Consider the following 21,190-nt stretch of genomic DNA (forward strand, 5'->3'; position numbering starts at 1 on the left):
TACAGTTAAATATAGCGGGGGAATAATTGGGAAAGCGGCCCACAGTTGGGCCGCTTTAGGAGGAAAATTAACCTTCCTCGTTGGCCAGGAATAGCCAGGTATCTACTGCGGTATCCGGGTTCAGGGACACACTGTCGATCCCCTCATCCATCAACCAGCGGGCGAAGTCTTTATGGTCAGAAGGACCCTGACCACAAATACCTACATATTTACCCGCTTTCTTACAGGCTTGGATCGCCCTGGAAAGCAGTGCCTTGACCGCTGGGTTGCGCTCATCAAACAAATCAGCAACCAGGCCGGAGTCGCGGTCCAGACCAAGCGTTAGCTGGGTCAGGTCATTGGAACCGATGGAGAAACCATCAAAGTGCTGCAGGAAGTCTTCCGCCAGCAAAGCGTTGGACGGCAGTTCGCACATCATAATGACCTTGAGGCCACCTTCTCCACGGCGCAGGCCGTTTTCAGCCAGCAGACCGACTACTTCCTCAGCTTCTTCCGGGGTGCGGACGAAGGGCACCATGATTTCCACATTGGTCAGTCCCATTTCATCGCGGACTTTCTTCAGTGCACGGCACTCCAGGGCAAAGCACTGGCGGAAATCTTCAGAGCGGTAGCGAGCTGCACCACGGAAGCCAAGCATTGGATTTTCTTCGCTTGGCTCGTACAACTGGCCACCCACAAGGTGCGCATACTCATTAGATTTAAAGTCGGACAAGCGTACGATGACGCGATTCGGTGCGAAGGCCGCAGCCAAGGTAGCGATACCTTCCACCAGTTTTTCGACAATAAAGTCTTCTGGAGAATCGTATCCACCAATACGCTCGCGAATATTCTGCTGCAGATCTTCCGGCAGGTTATCCAGTTCAAGCAGTGCTTTCGGGTGAATACCGATCATGCGGTTGAGGATAAACTCGAGGCGTGCAAGGCCAACGCCCTGGTTCGGCAGATGGCTGAAAGCGAATGCTCGATCCGGGTTGCCCACGTTCAACATAATTTTGAACGGCAGCTCCGGCATTTCTGCAACTTCAGTTTCCTCGCGCTGGAATTCCAGTTCACCAGCCATTACAAAACCGGTATCGCCTTCCGCACAGGAAACTGTCACCGGTGTGCCGGTTTCCAGCAGCTCGGTTGCATTACCACAACCTACAACTGCGGGGATGCCCAGCTCACGAGCGATAATTGCTGCGTGACAAGTACGGCCGCCGCGATTGGTAACAATAGCACTCGCTTTCTTCAGGACCGGCTCCCAATCCGGGTCGGTCATATCGGTAACCAGGACTTCACCATCCTGCATCAGCGCCATATCTTCTACGGATTCAAGCTTGCGAACGGGGCCCGCGCCAATGCGCTGGCCGATTGCGCGACCTTCACACAATACGTCACTGCGCTCCTGCAAGCTGTAGCGCTCGATGCTGGTTCCCTGATCGCGGGAGCGTACAGTTTCCGGACGCGCCTGTACGATAAACAACTTACCGCTATCGCCGTCTTTAGCCCACTCGATATCCATCGGGCGTCCGTAGTGCTCTTCAATCTTGCGGGCCTGGATTGCCAGGTCTGTCAGCTCCGCATCGTTGAGGGCAAAGCGCTGGCGGTCTTCGTCTGCCACCGGGATAGTTTTTACGGAACGACCACATTCACCGCTCTCGTCGTAAACCATCTTGATCGCTTTACTGCCGCGATTGCGGCGCAGAATCGCAGGACGGCCCGCATCCAGGGCTGGCTTGTAGAGGTAAAATTCGTCCGGGTTAACCGCACCTTGAACAACTGTTTCGCCCAAACCAAAGGCTGCGGTGATAAAGATCACATCGCGGAAGCCACTCTCTGTGTCCAGGGTAAACATCACACCCGCTGCGCCAGTCTCACTGCGCACCATGTGCTGGATACCGGCAGACAGGGCAACGCCCACATCCGCATAACCGGTATGCACGCGGTAGGCGATAGCACGGTCGTTGTAGAGGGAAGCAAAAACCTCTTTTACTGCCTTCAATACAGCGTCGATACCGCGGATATTCAGGAAGGTCTCCTGCTGACCGGCGAAGGACGCATCCGGCAAGTCTTCGGCGGTTGCAGAGGAGCGAACTGCAACAGCAGTTTCCGCACCACCCAGGGCCTCATAGCCCTCGCGAATCTCTTTTTCCAGCTGCTCGGGGAACGGAGTCTGTAAAATCCAGTTGCGGATTTCATCTCCCGCCTGGGCCAGCTCGGTGACATTACCAACATCCAATCCTTGCAAACGCTCGGCTATACGCTGCTCCAGCTGTTCGTGAGCCAGGAAAGCCCTAAAGGCTTCTGCGGTGGTAGCGAATCCACCGGGTACGCTCACGCCGGCACCGGCGAGAGAGGAGATCATCTCGCCCAGTGATGCGTTCTTGCCGCCGACTTTGTCGACATCGGCCATGCCCAGTTTTGCGAAGTCGATCGTGAAGTTCGTCAAGTGAAGGCCCTCTAAAATTCAGGTTGAGTGGCGGCAGATTATAAGGATGAGTTTTGTAAAAAATAGCCCGTAAAAATTGGCCAAAATGTTGTAAATTTTCTACAAAAATTGCAAATCGCCAGAATAAAAGACCTTTGCCCCATTCCTCCCCTACAATAGCCCCCTCACGCCGACAAACTGAGAACAAACATGGCAAAAGACAAGCGCACGGCTTTTTTTATCTCCGACGGAACCGGTCTCACCGTCGAAGCGATTGGCCACAGCCTACTCGCACAGTTCCGCGATCAACAAGTTGAGCAGGTCACGCTTCCCTATATCGACTCCACCGAAAAAGTTAAACAGGCCCTGCAACGCATAGAAAAAGCAGCCGATGAATCCGGTTTACAGCCGATCATTATTACCAGCATTGTTTCTGACAAGATCCGGGAACAGCTGCACCAAAGCTCTGCGTTGATGCTCGATATCTTCGAGAACTACCTCACGCCACTGGCCAATCTGTTTAACCGGGATCCAGCGCAGATGGTCAACGTCTCTCACGGCATTGACGACAACCGTCGCTACACCGACCGGATTGAAGCAGTGCACTTCGCCATGGACAATGACGATGGCCGCAGAGTCAGCGAATTCCAGCAAGCCGATGTAATCCTGTTGGGCGTTTCCCGCTCCGGCAAAACGCCTACCTGCTTGTACCTGGCACTTCAGTTTGGCCTGCGCGCGGCAAACTACCCCATCACCGAAGAGGATATGGACTCCACCACCCTGCCCAAGATCCTGCGCCCGTTTCGCAACAAGCTGTTTGGCCTGACAATCGAGCCCGAGCGTCTGATGCAAATTAGACAGGAAAGGCGCGCCAACAGCCGCTACGCTTCTAAGGAACAATGTGAATTCGAGGTGCGCCAAGTTGAGCAAATGCTGAGGCGGGCCCAGGTGCCTTTCCTCAATGCAACCCAACTTTCGGTGGAGGAACTCGCCACCCGCCTGATGTCTCAGGCCGGTATTGAGCGCAGGATTGACTAAAGAGCCACACACCCTTTAATTGCCGCCGCAAAATGTGTAGTGTGCGCCGTCTTCCGGACTGCTGTAGCTTGATATGCAAATTGTCTCTCTGCCCTACTCATTAAACACGCCCGCCGCATTTGCGGCGATAGCGGATTTACCTATCCCCGTTTGGCTCGACAGCGGTCGACCTCTCGCGGAGGGTGGGCGCTATGACATCATTAGTGCCGACCCGATAAATACCCTCGAGTTAAGTGCCGACACGCCCGAGCCATTTGCCCGGCTGGATGACCTCGTGTGCGAACTCTGCCCTCAGGACAGGGACTCACAACTGCCTTTTTGCGGCGGGGTTATTGGTTACGCTGGCTATGAACTCGGTGTAGAGGGCAATTATCTACCGGCAGATATGCGCCCTACGGACTTGCCCGCAGGCTTTTTTGGTCTCTACACATGGGCCTTTATTGCCGACCACCAACTGGGCAGCAACCACCTGGTTTTCCACCCCGCCTGCCCCCCCCAGCAAGTTCGCGAATTGATACAGCGATTTAAAGCTATCAACTGGGAGACCACGCTTACGCCTGGGGACTTCCGGCTGCATTCACCATTTGAGCACGAACTGAGTGCAGATGATTATCGGGCACAAATTGAGCAGATACTGGAATATATCGCCGCTGGCGATATCTATCAGGCAAACTTTACCCAGCGTTTCAGGGCCCCTTATAGCGGCGATCTGCTAACCGCTTACCTGGCATTGCGCTCTCAAGCTGCCGGTCCCTTTTCTGCTTATATGGCCCTGCCCCATGGCAGCCTGCTCAGTATGTCGCCGGAGCGATTTATCCGAGCTGACGGCGCCAGTTTGCGCACGGAACCGATTAAAGGCACTGCAGCAAGACACGCTGATAAGATGGCCGATCAGCGTGCCGCTTTCTCATTGCAGAGAAGCCCGAAGGACCGGGCGGAAAACCTGATGATCGTCGATCTACTGCGCAACGATTTGAGCAAGCTGTGTCGCAGTGGCACCGTACGTGTTCCCGAGCTATTCCAATTGGCGAGTTTTGCCAATGTCCACCACTTGGTCAGCGTAGTAACTGGTGAGCTACCCGAAGAGTCAGTCTATAGCGAATTACTCGAAGCTTGTTTCCCTGGCGGGTCTATCACAGGTGCTCCAAAGCGACGCTCGATGGAAGTGATCAGGGAACTGGAATCCAGTCCCAGGGGGATTTATTGCGGCAGTATTGGCTACATCAGCAGCTGTGGCCGCGCTGACACCAATATCGCCATCCGGACCTTCAGTGCCAACGATGGACATCTAACCTGCGCGGCAGGTGGTGGGATCGTTGCAGATTCCGATCCCACTTCAGAGCATCAAGAGTGCTTGGCCAAGGTGCGCTTACTACTGGAAACAACTGAACAATTTTTGCAGTAGGCATCAAATCGCCGAAAAACGACTAAAAATTGGCCTATTTTGGCGCCTTTTGTAGCATCACTACAAATTTCAGTTATAAAGGTATCGGCGATTGATATTTCAAAGTTATTAGGGGTTCTGATAGATTCAGTCCATCTTGCCTTTAATGGCATTGCACTGGATCAAGGAAATTATCGTGAAGATCACACTGGTCAAGAAAATTCTCGCCGACGGCTCGCCCTGCGCCAAGTGTCGCGACGTTGAAGAAAAGCTGGAAGAAAATGGCCAAATGCAATTTATCGACCAGACACTTATCGCCGACGTGCGTGACCCGCAAAGCCCGGGCTTACAGCTGGCTCAGCAGTACAAGGTAGAGCGAGCGCCCTTCTTTGTCGTAGAGCGCGAAGGTAAGGAAGCAGAGATTTTCACTGTTTACTTCAAGTTCGCCAAAGAAGTGCTGCGCCCCCTGATCGAGATGGAGGCTTCATAGCCTTCATCCCTTAGCTTTATCGGCACTTCCATTCAGCAGCACCTCTAGTAAACCGGCAACTCCATATCGGCGAACAGCGCATCGACCTCAGAACGGGATGTCGCCTGTGCCGCCTGGTCAATCAGCTCACGGCTGAGATGGGGGGCAAATTGCTGGATAAACTCATACATAAAGCCCCGCAGGAAAATTCCCTTACGGAAGCCAATTTTCGTAACACTCGATTCAAATAGATCACTGGCATCGAGAGCCACAAGGTCCTCATCTTCGCCATCAACGGCCATATCGGCCACAATGCCAATTCCCAACCCCAGACGCACGTATGTTTTGATTACATCAGCATCGGCGGCGGTAAAGACTACCTTAGGTGACAACCCTTTCTCCAAGAAAGCTTCATCTAATTTGGAGCGGCCGGTAAACCCAAATACATAAGTGACTATCGGGTACTTCGCCACGTCCTCAAGGGATAGCTTGCTCACTTGGCAAAGCGGGTGATCTTTCGGTACCAGAATGCAGCGGTTCCAGCGGTAGACAGGCATCATCACCAAGTCGCTGAAAAGCTCCAGAGCTTCGGTAGCGATAGCAAAGTCTGCAGTGCCATCTGCCGCCATCTCAGAAATTTGCATAGGGGTTCCCTGGTGCATATGCAGGGAAACCTCCGGATAACGGCCTATAAAAAGCTTAATAATCGGGGGCAAGGCATAGCGCGCCTGAGTGTGAGTGGTAGCTACAGCGAGACTACCTTTTTTATCATTGCTGAACTCTTGCGCAACCTGTTTGATATTCTCCACTTTGCGCATAATTTCGCCGGCAGTCTTTAAGATTGCCTCCCCTGCCGGGGTTACCCTTGTGAGATGCTTGCCGCTGCGCGCGAAGATTTCTACGCCAAGCTCATCCTCCAAAAGTCGGATTTGCTTACTGATTCCCGGCTGGGAGGTATAGAGGCTCTGCGCTGTAGCAGAAACATTGAGGTCGTGATGTGCCACTTCCCAGATATATCTCAACTGCTGCAGCTTCATAGATCCTCCCTTTCATTAAGTTCGCTCATGGCCGAGAGCGAGTAATACCATTTTTTGATCGATAGTTATAAAAACTATCTTGAGTTATACGAGAAAAGAATAGCAGTGAATCAAAGCCAGGGCCAATGGACGGTTGAATATCCGTGGTAGAGACGAAAGTGTCAATCAACTTTGGCGGATCCCGGACTTTCTGTCGGCTTTATTTTCTAATAATTAGAGCTAAGCCTCTCGGATGAGGGCCGGGAAAAGTTCAAACATTATCGGCATAGAGAGCACTGAGTGATAACGTACACCTTTATCACTTTTGAACTTTTTATACCTCTGCATTTGCGATTCCATGAGGAACATGGCCCGTAGCCACATGCTCACCTGCAGAAACACAGTGACTAGGCTGATCATCAAAGAAGACATCGGCGCCAAAAGCCCGCAGGAACTCACCTTTAGGAAGCCCGCCGAGAAAAACTGACTCATCCACTCTAATATCCCAGGCGCGCAATGTCCTGATGACCCGCTCATGGGCCGGTGCGGAACGTGCCGTTACCAAAGCCGTTCGTATCGGGCAGGTATCCATCTCAAATTCAGCCTGCAACCTCTGCAAAGCCTCAAGGAATCCCTTAAAGGGCCCTCCCCCCAGTGGCTTCTGTGCTGAGGCACGCTCCGCCTCAGTAAAAGCAGCCAGGCCTTCCGTTTTGTAGACTCGCTCAGCCTCATCAGAGAAGATTACCGCATCGCCGTCAAAGGCAAATCGCAACACATCATCACGATATTCGCGGTTTCCTCCGGCAACCAAGGTTGCCGCAGCAACCCCCTGCTCCAACGCTTGGCGGACATCTACACCATCAGCAGACAAAAACAGGTTGCATCCAAATGGGCCAATATAACGGTAAGGGCTTCCACCATTGCAAAAGGCCGCACGAGTAATATTGAGTCCATAGTGCTCTATCGAGTTAAATACCCTTAATCCGGTATCGGCACTATTCCTTGATAGCAGGATCACCTCCACCCGTGGCTCACCGCCAAGAAGCTCATTGATCTTTAGAAACTTCTCAACCAGAGGGAATGCGTCCCCTTTTTCCAGAACATCGTTCTCACGCTCAACTTGATAATGAGAAAAGGCGTGCAATCCCTGCTCCTCAAATACCTTGTGGCTATCGCTAAGGTTAAACAGAGCGCGAGAGGAAATAGCGATTACTAACTTATCTGGACGCACAGCCATTAGAGAGCCTCTACATCGTTAATCCACCGACACCGCAGCTTCACTGAGGGCAGTGAGAGTCTACGACAAATCTCAAACTTATATTCCACAAATTGAGCGATATGTACAGATAAGAATGCCAGCCCTTCCCGATGTTACCTACAGAGCGCTGCACAAGTGTCCAGGGAGTCAAAGTTGCTTTGACTGCGGGATTAAGACGATGGAGCAAAACATTTCAAAATTCGAAATTGAAACCGCTCCAAACTACCGCGTGCATTTTTCTACAGTAAAGTTTTGGTAGAGTTAATATCCACCCCCATCAAGCTCAGAAAGGATTAATACTTTAATCCTTTAGTTTGACACCCCCTTAAAGAACCCAGATTAATACACCCCTTCAAACTTAACAAACATATAGCACCCCACTCATGCAAATTGAATTAAATTGAAGAATTTCGCACCGGAAATAAACAAAAATAACAAAACCACAGAAAGCTTTACCGTTTAAATACAACTCAAAAAAAGTTTGCCATTCAGAAAAAAGCTATAAACTAACCAATTAAAACCCCTCAAATAACCAAAGTTGCAAATATCTGAATTCGTGACATACACATCAAAAAAACAATTTGATCTTTCAAGTTTACATCCACTACAAAAAAATTATTGTCAGGAATAACAACAAGGGATATCGTTATTTCGCCTGACAACGGCAAACAACCCCCAAGAAAATTTTGCACATAAACTCCATACAGCTCTCAGCTCATAGCGCGAGATATTCTTGGGGTGTGATTCAATTGGCCGCTTAACCAGACAGCATTAACCACTGAGCGTTTATTTTATGCTCCCGGTTAACTATGGCCATTAAATTATAATCATAAAGAGAATTACTTAATGAAATATTTGTTAGGAGCCGCTAGCACACTCGCACTCGCTATTAGCGCCCAAGCGGCGGAGCGTATTAATGTCACACCAGAGTTACTTTCCAATCAGTCCCTAGCCTCAATCGCTGGCTCAGATATGAAGCTGGAAAAGGTTCGCGAGCGCACGCTCGCCAACGGGAGAACGGTTGCCCGATATCGGCAAACTCACAAAGGCATACCCGTTTGGGGGAGAACCATAACCAGTTCCAGGCAAGGCTTAACTGAAAAAGTGAGAGGCCACGTACTCTCAGGCCTAGAGCTGGAGGTACCTACCGCCCGCGCAACAATTGATGCCGATAATGCTATTGATCGAGCCATGAATCATCAGTTGAATCTACGTACTCAGGATGGTGATAGTAAAAAAGCCCTCTCAATGTCGTCCATGCGCTTCAACGCACAAAACCAGAAAAAAGAGCTCTATGTCTATGTCGATGAAAACGACCAGGCGCGATTAGCTTATTTGGTTAACTGGGTCGAATACGGAGATGAGCCGAGCAGACCGTTCTATTTTGTAGACGCACTTACTGGCGAAGTTATCAAGCAATGGGACGGCCTTGCCTTCCAGGATGCCACAGGCCCCGGTGGCAATGAAAAAACCGGGCGTTATGAATATGGAACGGACTTCCCTGCCCTCGAAGTTGACAATAACTGCTCCATGAACACTGCTAACGTAGAGACTGTGGATTTGAATCACGGTACAAGCGGAGGTAGCGTTTTCTCCTTCACCTGTCCGGAAAATGATTACAAAGAAATCAATGGTGCTTATTCCCCGTTGAATGATGCCCACTTCTTCGGCAACGTCGTTTTCAATATGTACAGTGACTGGTATGGAACATCGCCGCTCACACAAAAATTAAGAATGCGAGTTCACTACAGCAACAACTACGAGAACGCCTTCTGGGATGGCAGCCAAATGACATTTGGTGATGGCTTCACAACCTTCCACCCTCTTGTCAGCTTGGATGTATCCTCTCATGAGGTGAGCCATGGCTTTACTGAACAAAACTCCAATCTGACCTACGCCAACCAATCCGGCGGCATCAACGAAGCCTTCTCTGACATGGCCGGTGAAGCTGCCGAGTTCTACATGAAGGGCACTAACGACTGGATGGTGGGGGCCGATATATACAAGGCTGATGGCGCTCTTCGCTATATGGATGACCCCACCAAAGATGGCAGATCCATTGGCCATGCCTCCGACTACTATAGCGGCATGGACGTACACTACAGCTCCGGCGTATTCAACCGGGCTTTCTACCTGATCGCCAACTCAAGCGGCTGGAACACCCAAACTGCTTTCGATATTTTTGTGCTTGCTAACCAAACTTATTGGAATCAAAGCACTGATTATATTGAAGGTGCTTGCGGAGCCCTGTCGGCTACTGAAGATCTCGGATACGATACTGCAACAGTAATCGCAGCGTTCGACACCGTAGGTGTATCTACCAGCAACTGTGGCGATGATGGTGGTTCAAACTCAGAAGGCTGGGAAGAAACCAACTTATCAGGCCGCCGAAATAGCTGGCAGCACTTCACTCTGGATGTACCATCAGGCTCATCATCTTTGACCGTCGAAATGCTCGGCGGCAATGGCGATGCCGATTTGTACGTCCGTTATGGTGCCACCCCAACCAGCGACAGCTGGGATTGTCGCCCTTACGTAGACGGCAATAATGAATTCTGTAGCTTTAGCAATCCAGCTGCAGGCACCTGGCACATCAGTGTGCAAGGCTATATTTCATACAGAGGGGTAACTCTTTCCGCCCAGAGCCAATAATATTTAAGGCCGGTGCCGACACATTAGTGTGTCGGCACTCTCTATCACATCATTCAAAGACTAGCTTCCAAACCTATCTAACAAACTGTGGTAAAGCATCCCCAACACCAACCCCGGCCACCTCAATAAAGTGCCACCTGGAAACTCTACTTTAGGAAGAGAAGAAAACACGTTGTAACCCTCACTCTCCCCATAAATTGCATCAGCCAGAAGCTTGCCGGCAAAAGTCGCCGTAGGCACTCCATGTCCAGAATACCCCTGACTGTAATATAGGCCCGACTGCAACTGTCCTATACAGGGCATCCGATTCATAGTAATGGCCAGCGTACCCCCCCAGCCGAAATCAACAGCAGTATTTTCCAGCTGCGGGTAAACCCTCAACATATACTTGCGGACGAAACTGCGAATATCTTTAGGGAAACGCCTGGTGTAATTTTCCCCTCCCCCAAAAATTAAACGGTTATCGCCAGATAATTTCCAATAATTTATAACAAATAGAGTATCTTGCAGTGCGAAGTCATTGGCTATGATTTCCCTAGCGAGCCCCTCCGGTAAGGGCTCTGTTGCCAGCACAAAATTATTTATTGGCATTATGTGCCCCGCTAAGCGGGGCTCAAGATCTTTCAAGTAACCATTGCAAGCTAAAATCAACTTTTCGGCCTTCACCTTTCCTCGTGCAGTTTTCACCGTAAAGGGAGAAGAGCTCGAATACCCTTGCACACCACTACACTCAAAAAACCTGGCACCAGCAGAAACTGCTGCGCGGGCAAGACCTAATGCAAAATTGAGAGGATGAAGATGTAGCGAACCAAAATCCAGCTGTGCGCCGAGATATCGTTTGCTACTTACAAGCTCTCGAACTTCTTCTTTCTCTATATACTCAACTTGCCTGTAATCATATTTCTCTCTGAGTTCTTCAGTTTCATCCTGCAGATATTTATCGTGACTGGATTTTGCTGCAAGATGCATGATCCCGCGTTTTAAATCACATTGAATCTGATTCCTGACTATAAGACTTTCCACCAGTTGAACAGCGTTGATACTCAAATCCCAGAGCTGCTTAGCGGTGTCGAATCCGAACATGGCTTCCAGATCACCCTGACTTCGCCTTTGTCCAACACCGACATGTCCTCCATTCCTTCCTGATGCGCCCCAACCAATCCTATTAACCTCCAGAAGCACCACACGGTAGCCGCGCTCTGCCAAGTGCAAAGCACTGGAAAGTCCCGTATAACCACCACCAATAACGCAGACATCTGCCTCCACGTTACCTTCCAGGCATGGATACTCCTGAAGGTCGTTAGCTGTAGCGGCATAATAGGATTCCGTGTGCTCATCCAACCTATTCATCACCTTCATATTTCTACCAGATACCCTCAATGCCATTTAAATAAACGGCCCTGTTCCAATCGGCAGTATATAGTTCCTTTACACAGGAGGAATTATTTTCAGCGCAACGCTTTCCGGCACTGATCATAGAATTTCACTCAGGAAGAAAAAGTAAGCAATGGCTATCCAATGGATAAAATTACAAACTGGCTGGCAAATCACAATATTGCAGAAGTTGAATGCCTTGTTCCCGACATGTCAGGTAACGCCAGAGGAAAGTTCACCCCCACCGATAAGTTCTTAACTCAAGACAGCCGTTTACCGGAAAGCATTTTGGTGCAAACTGTCACGGGGGATTATGTCGACGAACACAATGAGCTTGTTGATCCAGCAGACACCGACATACTCCTAATCCCTGACCCCAACTCAGTGCGCCTAAACCCTTGGGCCAATGATCCGACAGCACAAATCATTCATGACTGCCATTCTCGAGATGGGGACCCTCACCCTATCAGCACCCGTAATATTTTAAAATTTGTCCTCGAAAAATATGCAGACAGAGGATGGAAGCCTATTGTCGCCCCTGAGGTAGAGTTTTATCTTGTAAAAAGAAACCTGGACCCGGATGAAAAGCTATCCGCGCCTGTGGGAAGATCGGGACGCACAGAAAAAACCCGACAATCCTATAGCATTGATGCGGCCAATGAATACGAGCCCATCATTGAAGACATGTATGATTTTTGTGAAGCTCAGGGGCTTGATGTCGACACACTGATCCACGAATCAGGCACTGCCCAGATGGAAATTAACTTTCTACATGGAGATCCACTTCATTTAGCTGACCAGGTCTTTACCTTTAAACGCACAGTGCGCGAAACGGCTCTGCGCCACGGCATTTATGCAACCTTCATGGCAAAACCGATGGAAGACGAACCTGGAAGCGCGCTGCACTTACACCAGAGTGTGGCGGATAGAAAAACCGGTGAAAATATTTTTGTCGATAATACAGGAAAAGAGAGCAATAATTTCTTGCATTTTATTGGCGGCATGCAGAAATACACTCCCGGTTTTATTAGTTTTTTTGCTCCAAATGTAAACTCCTATCGCCGCTTTACACCTGAAATGGCCGCACCCACCAGTCTCCACTGGGGTTACGACAACCGAACAACAGGCCTTCGGGTTCCCGACAGCTCGCCACAAAGTAAACGTCTTGAAAATCGTTTTCCCGGAGCAGACTGCAATCCCTACCTTGCCATAGCAGCTTCTCTTGCCTGCGGGTATTTAGGAATGACCAATAAAGTCGCACCGAGCGCACCTTATCAGGGCGACTGCTCCAAAGAGTCAATTACACTTCCCCGCACCCAGGAACATGCCCTGACACTCCTATCAGATTGTGATGAAGCAACAGAAATGTTTGGCAGTAAATTCGTAAAAGCCTGGAGCGCAATCAAGAGAAATGAATATGAAGAGTTTAATCGTGTGATCAGTTCGTGGGAGAGGGAATTTCTATTATTAAATGTATAAATAACCGTTCCACTAAAAGCTAACAGAAATAATAAACTGTTATCGCCAAATTTATTTTTTCGGAAAAAACAACTCATCTTTTCCACCTCACAGGCAGAACATCACTTCCTAATTTGTGACGATCCGAGCAAAAATATCGAAAACAATTCAAATATATTAGTTTGCCATCACCTTTTTGTTGCCTAGATGCGTATGCAGGGTAATCTCAAGTTGCCCAATTAATTAGGGCAACCGGTTTGAGAAAGCGAACGCCACTGCCGCTACCGCGGTCCCTTCCTGGCGACGGTTATCTTCTGCTGTCTTACCACATAAAAATCCAGCCTGTATTGGCCAACCAGATTTAATACGGTCCCCACAAGGGAAATACGGCTGTATACCGGCGGATTCATATATAAAAAAGCTATAAAAGGGAAAGCTAGCAATGAAGCATTTTGTAGGACTAAGCTGCACTTTAGCCTTGGCTATTAGTGCACATGCTGTTGAGCGCGTCCCCGCCACGGCGGACATGCTCTCACCACAAACTTTAGCTGCCACCGGCGGATCGGATATGGCGCTCGAAAAAGTTCGTGAGCGCACTCTCGTCAACGGCAAAACCGTAGCCCGCTACCAACAGACTCACAAAGGCATTCCTGTCTACGGCCAAACAGTAACCAGCTCCGGGCAGGGTCTGATTACTGAGGTTCGCGGCAATGTCATCACTGGGCTGGAACTGGAAGTACCCAATATCAAAGCATTTATCAATGAAGATAATGCTATTGAGCGGGCAATGGACCACCAGATCAACTGGCGCACGCAGCAGGGCGTTATCCAGGGAGCTTTGTCAGTTCAGGCTTTGAAGCTGGAAGCACATAACCCCAAAAAGAAACTCTACGTCTATATCGATGAGCAAGACAATGCCCGCTTGGCTTACCTGGTCAACTGGGTTGAGTACGGCGATGAACCCACACGCCCCTTCTACTTTATCGATGCAATGACTGGCGAAGTTCTCAAGCATTGGGACGGCTTGAACTTTGCACAAAATGCGACAGGCCCAGGGGGCAATTCAAAGACCGGGCGCTACGAGTACGGTACTGACTACCCCCACATGATTGTTGACGACAGCTGTGCCATGGATACGGACAATGTAGAAACCGTTGATATGAACCACAGCACGAATGGCGGTAGCATCCACTCGTTCACTTGCCCGGACAATGACTATAAGTCAATCAACGGCGCTTACTCACCACTCAATGACGCACACTTCTTTGGCGGTGTGGTCTTTGATCTCTATAGCGACTGGTACAACACATCACCTCTCACACAAAAACTGAGAATGCGGGTGCACTACAGCAACAACTACGAGAATGCCTTCTGGGATGGCAGCCAGATGACATTTGGTGATGGCCAGAGCTACTTCTATCCACTGGTTAGCCTCGATGTTTCCGCTCACGAAGTCAGCCACGGCTTTACCGAGCAAAATTCGGACTTGAATTACTACAATCAGTCCGGCGGTATCAATGAAGCCTTCTCTGATATTGCCGGTGAAGCTGCCGAGTACTATATGCGCGGCAGCAATGACTGGTTGGTAGGGGCCGAAATCTTTAAGTCCAGCGGAGCACTCCGCTACTTTGAAGATCCAACTGACGATGGCAGCTCCATCGGTCATGCCGATGATTACTACAACGGCATGGACGTGCACTACAGCTCCGGCGTCTTTAACCGGGCCTTCTACCTACTGGCGAATACCAGTGGCTGGAATACCCGCACAGCATTCGACCCCTTCGTTCTTGCCAACCAGATGTATTGGAGTGCCAATACTGATTTTGAAGATGGTGCCTGTGGTGTTTTCTCTGCAGCATCAGATTTAGGCTACGACACTGATGATGTTGTTGCCGCATTCTCCACGGTAGGCGTTTCCACCAGCAGTTGCGGTGGCGGCGGTGGTGGTGGCGGTGGTGGTAATGAAGGCGGAGAACTCGAAAACGGGGTTACCGAGACCGACATCGAGGGCAGCAGTGGTGATGAAGTTCACTTCACCCTGGATGTACCCGCAGATGCCACAGGCCTGTCTTTTGCAATGTCAGGCGGAAGCGGTGATGCCGACCTCTATGTTCGCTTCGGCAATGCTCCAACCACCAGCACTTATGATTGCCGTCCGTACACTTCAGGCAACAATGAAACTTGTGATATCGCTGACGCTGACCTACAGGGCGGAACCTATTACGTCATGGTGCGCGGCTACTCCTCCTTCTCCGATGTCACCCTGGTAGGCAGTTACACCGGTGGTGGTGGTGGCGGTGGCGGTAGCGACAGCTGGGAAGAAACCAACCTTTCTGGTTCTCGCAACAGCTGGCAGCACTTCACCATTGAGGTTGACGCTGGAGCTTCTACCCTGAGCGCCGTAATGGAAGGTGGCAGCGGAGATGCAGATCTCTATGTTCGCCACAGCCAAGAGCCTACCCGTACAGCGTACGACTGCCGTCCCTACCAGTGGGGCAATGACGAAAGCTGCACCATCAGTAATCCGGATGCTGGAACCTGGTATATCAGTATCCGCGCTTACTCTGCCTACTCTGGCGTTACCCTGAGTGCAAGCACTGAGTAATTGAGCTGATTTCCACCCAGCAGGTCTCTGCTGGGTGGTGGGCAAGCTCTAGACCGATCAAAGGATCGGCGGTGCACAAACAAAAAAGGCGGCCATATTGGCCGCCTTTTTTAATCAAACCCAGACAAATTATTTATGGCTTGGGTCTTTCCAGTAGTCCTTCACGGTATCTTTCATCTCCTTGGCCAACACAGTAATACCAAACAGGTTGGGCAAGGTCATTATCACAATGGCCACCGCAGAGAGGTTCCAAATAACTGTGGTGTCCTCAATCGCAGCCCAGAAGAATGCAATAACGTAAACTATTCGGTAAGGCATTACTGCCTTGGGGCCGAAAAGGTAAATCATTGAGCGGTCGCCGTAGTATGACCAGGCAATTGCTGTAGAGAAAGCAAACAGCAGAATTCCCAGAGTAACAATCAGACCACCGTATTCACCAAAGTAACCGCGCTGGAAGGCAAGATTGGTCAGGGCCACAGAGTGCACCAGGGACTTACCCCAAATATCCACATCTTCATTGGCAAACTTACCATCTTTCACATCCAGAACACCGCTGAAGCTGTCATCCCCCACACGGAAGTCCAGGTCTTCAGCAATAGAACGGGCATGGATGAGGGTAAAGTCCTGGCTGTTCAGCGGGTGGCCGTCAGTCACAACAATGGAGCCGTTATAGGCTTTAACATCACTCTCCTGACCGCTCAAATACTTGAACAGCTGCTCAACATCCTGGGTATTCTTCTCATCGTAGCTACCCGCTACAACGTAGGTATCTGCACCTTCAAACAGGTTCTCGTGTTTCTCAGTCCAAACACCAGAAGAAAGAATCACAAGTCCGGTTAAGGTACAGATGATAATGGTGTCGATAAAGGGTTCCAGCAGGGAAACCATACCTTCAGAAACCGGTTCGTCCGCGCGAGCGGCGGCGTGAGCAATAGGTGCAGAGCCCTGACCCGCTTCGTTGGAGAAAAGGCCGCGGTTCACGCCACGGTTAAAGGCATAGGCAAAGCTCGCACCCAGGAATCCACCTACGGCCGCACTGCCGGTGAAGGCATCGCGGAAAACAGCCCCAAAGGACGGCAGAATATTTTCGTAGTTGTAGATAATAACGCCCAAGGCACCTATTACATAGATAACTGCCATGGTGGGAACAATGGTGGAGGTCACTTTAGCGATTCGGGTAATACCGCCAATAATCACCATGCCCAGCAAAATCGCCAGGATGCCACCAGTCAGAGCCTTCTCGACACCGAAAGAATCGTGCATTGCCTGGGCAATATTGTTCACCTGGGGCAAGCTGCCGGTACCGAATGAACAGATAACGGTCGCGATTGCAAAGAGAACCGCAAGCCATTTCATATTCAAGCGACGCTCCATGTAAAACATGGGGCCACCCGCGTAGTAACCATCCGCTGCTTTAATACGGTATTTGTGTGACAGGGTCACTTCCACAAACTTTGTGGTCATACCCAGGAATGCGGTCATCCACATCCAAAACAGCGCAGCGGGACCACCGAGGAAAATAGCCAAGCCAACGCCACCGATATTACCGGTACCTACGGTACCCGACAGTGCTGTGGCCAATGCCTGGAAGTGGGAGGTATCACCCGGGTCTCCGGGCTTGTCGTACTTACCGCGTACAATCTTGATCGCATGCCCAAAATAACGAAGCTGCGGAAAACCAAGATAAATGGTGAAAAAGAAACCGACTCCAAGTAACACCCAGGGGAACCAAGGTGCTGAGCCGAGCATGCCGTCTATTAACAACAGCAGATTGTTAAAGGAATCCAAACTAACCCCCCACTACTCTGACTTATTTCTGTTTGTTTTATATACAGATACAACTGTAATTTGTTGCGCAGGTTAGCAGCTTACGCGGCACGAGAACAGTAATGTCGTATTATTCGGCCACTGGGAAGAAGTGAGTTCGGTGGGGGAAGAGGCCAAATTGCCCTCCGGTATGAATAAAAACCAGGTTATCTGAGCCCTGGTAATTTCCTTTTTTTAACTCCTGTAACAGACCATGAAATGCTTTGCCGGTGTAGACAGGATCGAGAAGAATCCCCTCCAGGCAAGCCAACTCTTTAATAGTTTGGTAAACCTCTGGCTCCGCCACCCCGTAAGCGGGACCTTTATAGTCGGCATTAACCAAAATCTTGAGGGACTCCAAATCAAGCGATACGCCAGACTGTGCCATCCACTGCGAAATATCCTCACGCACTTTCACTTGGAAATAATTTGCACTGTCGCAAACGGCGAAACCCGTAACATTCGTACCGGCTTCCAGCAAGTGGCACCCCAAGGTCAAACCCGCTTGGGTCCCACCGCTGCCAGTAGCGCATAAAATATGATCAGGCGAGAAGCCCCTATCTGCACAGTCTGCCAATAATTCCTGAGAGGCCGAAATATAACCCCAGATGCCTAAACCGTCGCTGGCGCCAGTGGGGATACAGAAAGACCTCTGCCCTCTGGACAGATACTCAGCAGCCCAGCTGTCAAAGAGGCTTTGTAAATTCCGGGAGTATTCCTCCGGTGAGTAAACCGCAATTTCAGCGCCTGCCAACTCATCCAGTAAAAGGTTGCCATCGGGATTTGCAGTGCACTCGCCACGTAAAATCAACTGAACCTTAAACCCCAAGCGAGCCCCCACCAAAGCAGTGGTACGGCAATGATTGGATTGAATTCCACCGCAGGTTATCAAGACCTCCGCTCCCACAGCCCGCGCCTTTGCTGAAACAAATTCGAGCTTGCGCAGCTTATTTCCGGACATTGCGGATTCGGTAAGATCGTCTCTTTTTATCCAGATTCTCGGCCCATTAAAAGGCAAGGAATAACGCTCAGTGATACGGTCCAGCGGCTGTAGTGGCGTTGGCAGATTTGCAAGGCGAACGCGATCGGGCAGCTTGATAGGCAAACTCTTCGGCAATGTGAGCACCATGTTAGCAATCTAAAAATGCGAGCAACTAAAAGCTGGCACCAACATAGGTGTACAGCTGGGGGATCAAGGGTCGTTATAAATCAAGGATACTTCAGCCGGAACTGAATTTATTGCCGTTTGCAGCCCCATACAGGCAGTCCGACAGGCGGCCACCATCCTCTCAATAGACTGCCTTGGTTCTTCTGATTCCACAAACACAAAGATATCTATGCCCTCGCAAAGCCCCTTATGAGGCTGGTCATCCGTGGAGTTTTGCAAGTTGTAAATTTCAGCTTTAAAGCGCATCTGCTGCTCCAGGCGCACACTATCAACCTTGAGCTTGACTGAATTAATGTATATAGAAATATGACTGAGAAAGCAAAATGCAATTCCTGCTGACAGATAATCTAGCGGAGCTGGGGCACTATCCGCACCACCTATAATACTGCCCTCGTCACATCGTAATTCAAACGCACTACAACCTGGCACACTAGCCTGAACAACCCCTGTTTTCAGAAACCCATCTCCAACAGAAGTTTTAGCGGAAAGATTTACCTGAAAATAGAAGCTTCCATCATCCTTCTGCGGCTCCTTTACCTGGACTTCCTGTAAAGTGGGCAATGATCGGACTTTTCTAACAATACTGATTTTTTCTTCTTTTTCACCCGTAAACGACATAGCACTCACCTGAGACTATCTATCAACAAGGTAAAATTAGACCAAGCCCTCAAAACATAAAGCTGGCAGCAATAAAAAAGCCCGGCAATTGCCAGGCTTTTTTAGTTACGACATTCAAAGATAAACCCTGAATAGGATTAGATCTTTTTAATCGTACCTTTGGGTAATACTGCGTGCACAGCTACTTTTTGGAACTTCAAAGACATGCTGTCTGCAACTTCCAATACGATGTAGTCCTCATCGACCTTGTCGACGCGGCCCAGCATCCCGCTGCTCATTACAACTTCGTCACCCTTTTTCAGAGCGCCAACCAGCTCTTGGTGCTCTTTCTGGCGCTTGCGCTGTGGGCGAATAATAAAAAACCACATGAATGCAAACAAACCCGCAAACATCAGCAGGGTTATCATCGGATTACCCTGTGCTGCCGGCGCCGCTTCCTGTGCCATGGCGGAGGGGATAAAAAAGCTCATGCAAAACCTCAAAGAGTCAGCCTATTAAATTGCCGCCAACTCTAACGGGTTTGCCCCGCCGAGGCAACGGATTGGGCCGATCCCGTAGAGACCGGCCAAACCAATCCACACTCAGAACCTCTGGCGGACCTGCCGGCGGTAGCCAGTAGGAGACATCCCGGTCCAGCGTTTGAACGCGCTGGTAAAACTGGTTCGATCAGAGAAATCGAGAATTCGTGAGATTCCATCAACGCTCAGCGCAGTATCTTTGAGGAAATGCACCGCGTGACGAAAACGAACATGGTCACGTAAAGATGCAAAACTGAGGTTGTGTTCCTGCAACCGGCGTTGCAGAGTCCGGGTGGACATACTTAGGTCGGACGCTACCGGGCGAATAGCGAGAGAGGCCTTACCGATACGCTGCTCCAGCACATCTATTACCCGTGCGGCAATACCAAAACTGGTTGCTTCGGGGGGGGCCAGCAGCTGGTCGAGAATATTCGGGTCTCCGGATATTCTGGCCTGCTGAAGTGATTTGTCTTCAGAGAGCGAAGTCTGGTCGGGCTGAGTATGGTTCATCGAGCTGCTCCTATTGAGTTCCGTGAGCCGCAGTTATTTTTCTATGTCCGCATCCAGCGAATCCCGGTTGCCCCTGCCCACACCAACACAACATCAACTTCGGCGGACGACTACGTGATGCGGGATGCACCAAAAAACAGACATCGAATCCTTCACAGAGATGTACAATTTTTAAACTAACCGCTCCGGCAATTCCCGCAGAGAGACTCTCTCTAGCCGGCGCACCTTTCCTTTACAACTGCCAGTATAGACCAAGAATTAAGAAAGCAAGGGGCGACAGTGCTTTTTTTCATCTTATTGTATACCAAGGGCCAAAAATACTTACTTTCGGTACCCACGTGTCGCCTTTGAGTCCGAAAGGTAGGGGCTACAGCAGACCAAGCACCAGTCCAGCCCCGCCCCTCAGAGTCTGGCAATTAATCCAGGTTCTCGCCAATCCAATTCAAAACATCAGTGTCATGGGTCTTGGTTTTAACTTTGTCGATAATATGGCGAAGGCGCCCACTCTTATCGATAATAAAAGTTGTTCGCAGAAGCCCCATGTACTCCTTGCCCATAAATTTCTTCAAGCCCCAGCAACCATATTTATCAGCAATCTTGTGTTCTTCATCAGACAGCAAATCAAAATTCAGTTCGTGCTTGTCGATAAAGCGCTGCAACTTTGCTTCTGGATCCGGGCTCACCCCCAACACAACAGTATTGGCTTTTTTAAATTCAGCCGCACTATCGCGAATCCCACATGCCTGAGTGGTACAACCGGGGGTAAGTGCTTTCGGGTAAAAGTAGAGGACGACATTACTTTTGTCACGAAAATCCTTAAGTGACACTTTCTCGCCACTTTGGTTGGTCAGCGTAAAAGCCGGAGCCAAATTACCGATCTTCGGAAAAGCCATCTGATATCCCCTG

General features: G+C 49.9%; 16 protein-coding genes. 6 read left to right on the forward strand and 10 right to left on the reverse strand.

What is annotated here, in order from left to right; translation table 11 throughout:
- Window positions 1-67 precede the first annotated feature (67 nt).
- Window positions 68-2,431 carry a phosphoenolpyruvate synthase gene (gene ppsA, locus ACJJIZ_RS15310; protein WP_282932498.1) on the reverse strand — a complete coding sequence of 788 codons (2,364 nt, stop codon included), beginning with the start codon at window positions 2,429-2,431 and terminating at the stop codon, window positions 68-70.
- A 189-nt stretch (window positions 2,432-2,620) separates the two neighbouring features.
- Between ppsA and ppsR the strand changes: the two genes are divergently transcribed.
- The 3 genes from ppsR to ACJJIZ_RS15325 all read left to right on the forward strand — a co-directional run bounded on the left by ppsR (window position 2,621) and on the right by ACJJIZ_RS15325 (window position 5,322).
- Window positions 2,621-3,448, forward strand: coding sequence for a phosphoenolpyruvate synthetase regulatory kinase/phosphorylase PpsR (ppsR, locus tag ACJJIZ_RS15315; protein WP_444896986.1), 828 nt, complete (start codon window positions 2,621-2,623; stop codon window positions 3,446-3,448).
- A gap of 73 nt (window positions 3,449-3,521) precedes the next feature.
- Window positions 3,522-4,853 carry an aminodeoxychorismate synthase component I gene (gene pabB, locus ACJJIZ_RS15320; protein WP_444908069.1) on the forward strand — a complete coding sequence of 444 codons (1,332 nt, stop codon included), beginning with the start codon at window positions 3,522-3,524 and terminating at the stop codon, window positions 4,851-4,853.
- Window positions 4,854-5,028: 175 nt separating this feature from the next.
- On the forward strand, window positions 5,029-5,322 hold the full coding sequence (locus ACJJIZ_RS15325; RefSeq protein WP_444896984.1) for a hypothetical protein: 294 nt from the start codon (window positions 5,029-5,031) through the stop codon (window positions 5,320-5,322).
- A gap of 44 nt (window positions 5,323-5,366) precedes the next feature.
- Here ACJJIZ_RS15325 and cysB read toward each other — a convergent pair whose 3' ends face one another.
- Together cysB and ACJJIZ_RS15335 are read right to left on the reverse strand one after the other, a co-directional pair.
- On the reverse strand, window positions 5,367-6,338 hold the full coding sequence (gene cysB / locus ACJJIZ_RS15330) for an HTH-type transcriptional regulator CysB (RefSeq protein WP_282932493.1): 972 nt from the start codon (window positions 6,336-6,338) through the stop codon (window positions 5,367-5,369).
- A 313-nt stretch (window positions 6,339-6,651) separates the two neighbouring features.
- Window positions 6,652-7,554: a 5'-nucleotidase gene (locus ACJJIZ_RS15335; protein ID WP_413662270.1), complete on the reverse strand. Its 903-nt coding sequence runs from the start codon at window positions 7,552-7,554 to the stop codon at window positions 6,652-6,654.
- 867 nt (window positions 7,555-8,421) lie between these two features.
- Here ACJJIZ_RS15335 and ACJJIZ_RS15340 point away from each other — a divergent pair.
- Entirely contained in the window at window positions 8,422-10,227 is a 1,806-nt protein-coding gene (locus ACJJIZ_RS15340; protein ID WP_444908067.1) for a M4 family metallopeptidase, read from the forward strand.
- Window positions 10,228-10,287: 60 nt separating this feature from the next.
- Here ACJJIZ_RS15340 and ACJJIZ_RS15345 read toward each other — a convergent pair whose 3' ends face one another.
- A complete protein-coding gene (locus ACJJIZ_RS15345) occupies window positions 10,288-11,577 on the reverse strand; it encodes an NAD(P)/FAD-dependent oxidoreductase (protein WP_444916210.1) in 1,290 nt (429 codons plus the stop codon).
- A gap of 168 nt (window positions 11,578-11,745) precedes the next feature.
- On the opposite strand from ACJJIZ_RS15345, the gene ACJJIZ_RS15350 reads away from it, so the two are divergent.
- A complete protein-coding gene (locus ACJJIZ_RS15350) occupies window positions 11,746-13,080 on the forward strand; it encodes a glutamine synthetase family protein (RefSeq protein WP_444914001.1) in 1,335 nt (444 codons plus the stop codon).
- Between the two features lie 421 nt (window positions 13,081-13,501).
- On the forward strand, window positions 13,502-15,664 hold the full coding sequence (locus ACJJIZ_RS15355; protein ID WP_444896982.1) for a M4 family metallopeptidase: 2,163 nt from the start codon (window positions 13,502-13,504) through the stop codon (window positions 15,662-15,664).
- Window positions 15,665-15,793: 129 nt separating this feature from the next.
- Here the strand turns inward: ACJJIZ_RS15355 and ACJJIZ_RS15360 are convergent, their stop codons facing one another.
- The 6 genes from ACJJIZ_RS15360 to bcp all read right to left on the reverse strand — a co-directional run bounded on the left by ACJJIZ_RS15360 (window position 15,794) and on the right by bcp (window position 21,177).
- The gene (locus ACJJIZ_RS15360; RefSeq protein WP_413662275.1) at window positions 15,794-17,452 is read right to left on the reverse strand and encodes an alanine/glycine:cation symporter family protein; all 1,659 of its coding nucleotides are present in this window, start codon (window positions 17,450-17,452) and stop codon (window positions 15,794-15,796) included.
- A gap of 109 nt (window positions 17,453-17,561) precedes the next feature.
- Window positions 17,562-18,599, reverse strand: coding sequence for a D-cysteine desulfhydrase family protein (locus ACJJIZ_RS15365; RefSeq protein WP_444914002.1), 1,038 nt, complete (start codon window positions 18,597-18,599; stop codon window positions 17,562-17,564).
- Window positions 18,600-18,662: 63 nt separating this feature from the next.
- Window positions 18,663-19,256 (reverse strand): OsmC-related (seleno)protein, encoded by a 594-nt coding sequence (locus ACJJIZ_RS15370; protein ID WP_444908065.1) that lies wholly within the window; start codon window positions 19,254-19,256, stop codon window positions 18,663-18,665.
- A gap of 137 nt (window positions 19,257-19,393) precedes the next feature.
- The gene (yajC, locus tag ACJJIZ_RS15375) at window positions 19,394-19,726 is read right to left on the reverse strand and encodes a preprotein translocase subunit YajC (RefSeq protein WP_282932486.1); all 333 of its coding nucleotides are present in this window, start codon (window positions 19,724-19,726) and stop codon (window positions 19,394-19,396) included.
- Between the two features lie 111 nt (window positions 19,727-19,837).
- Window positions 19,838-20,284 carry a helix-turn-helix domain-containing protein gene (locus ACJJIZ_RS15380; RefSeq protein WP_020415217.1) on the reverse strand — a complete coding sequence of 149 codons (447 nt, stop codon included), beginning with the start codon at window positions 20,282-20,284 and terminating at the stop codon, window positions 19,838-19,840.
- 416 nt (window positions 20,285-20,700) lie between these two features.
- Window positions 20,701-21,177, reverse strand: coding sequence for a thioredoxin-dependent thiol peroxidase (gene bcp / locus ACJJIZ_RS15385; RefSeq protein WP_282932483.1), 477 nt, complete (start codon window positions 21,175-21,177; stop codon window positions 20,701-20,703).
- Window positions 21,178-21,190: the final 13 nt, after the last annotated feature.

The organism is Microbulbifer maximicatervae (SeqCode) (assembly GCF_052467225.1).

Excerpts from the sequence above, each read along its gene's own strand:
- ppsR (WP_444896986.1), top strand. The coding sequence starts at position 2,621 with ATGGCAAAAGACAAGCGCACGGCTTTTTTTATCTCCGACGGAACCGGT.
- pabB (WP_444908069.1), top strand. The coding sequence starts at position 3,522 with ATGCAAATTGTCTCTCTGCCCTACTCATTAAACACGCCCGCCGCATTT.
- cysB (WP_282932493.1), bottom strand. The coding sequence starts at position 6,338 with ATGAAGCTGCAGCAGTTGAGATATATCTGGGAAGTGGCACATCACGAC.
- ACJJIZ_RS15335 (WP_413662270.1), bottom strand. The coding sequence starts at position 7,554 with ATGGCTGTGCGTCCAGATAAGTTAGTAATCGCTATTTCCTCTCGCGCT.
- ACJJIZ_RS15340 (WP_444908067.1), top strand. The coding sequence starts at position 8,422 with ATGAAATATTTGTTAGGAGCCGCTAGCACACTCGCACTCGCTATTAGC.
- ACJJIZ_RS15345 (WP_444916210.1), bottom strand. The coding sequence starts at position 11,577 with ATGAATAGGTTGGATGAGCACACGGAATCCTATTATGCCGCTACAGCT.
- ACJJIZ_RS15350 (WP_444914001.1), top strand. The coding sequence starts at position 11,746 with ATGGATAAAATTACAAACTGGCTGGCAAATCACAATATTGCAGAAGTT.
- ACJJIZ_RS15355 (WP_444896982.1), top strand. The coding sequence starts at position 13,502 with ATGAAGCATTTTGTAGGACTAAGCTGCACTTTAGCCTTGGCTATTAGT.
- ACJJIZ_RS15365 (WP_444914002.1), bottom strand. The coding sequence starts at position 18,599 with ATGGTGCTCACATTGCCGAAGAGTTTGCCTATCAAGCTGCCCGATCGC.
- ACJJIZ_RS15370 (WP_444908065.1), bottom strand. The coding sequence starts at position 19,256 with ATGTCGTTTACGGGTGAAAAAGAAGAAAAAATCAGTATTGTTAGAAAA.
- yajC (WP_282932486.1), bottom strand. The coding sequence starts at position 19,726 with ATGAGCTTTTTTATCCCCTCCGCCATGGCACAGGAAGCGGCGCCGGCA.
- ACJJIZ_RS15380 (WP_020415217.1), bottom strand. The coding sequence starts at position 20,284 with ATGAACCATACTCAGCCCGACCAGACTTCGCTCTCTGAAGACAAATCA.
- bcp (WP_282932483.1), bottom strand. The coding sequence starts at position 21,177 with ATGGCTTTTCCGAAGATCGGTAATTTGGCTCCGGCTTTTACGCTGACC.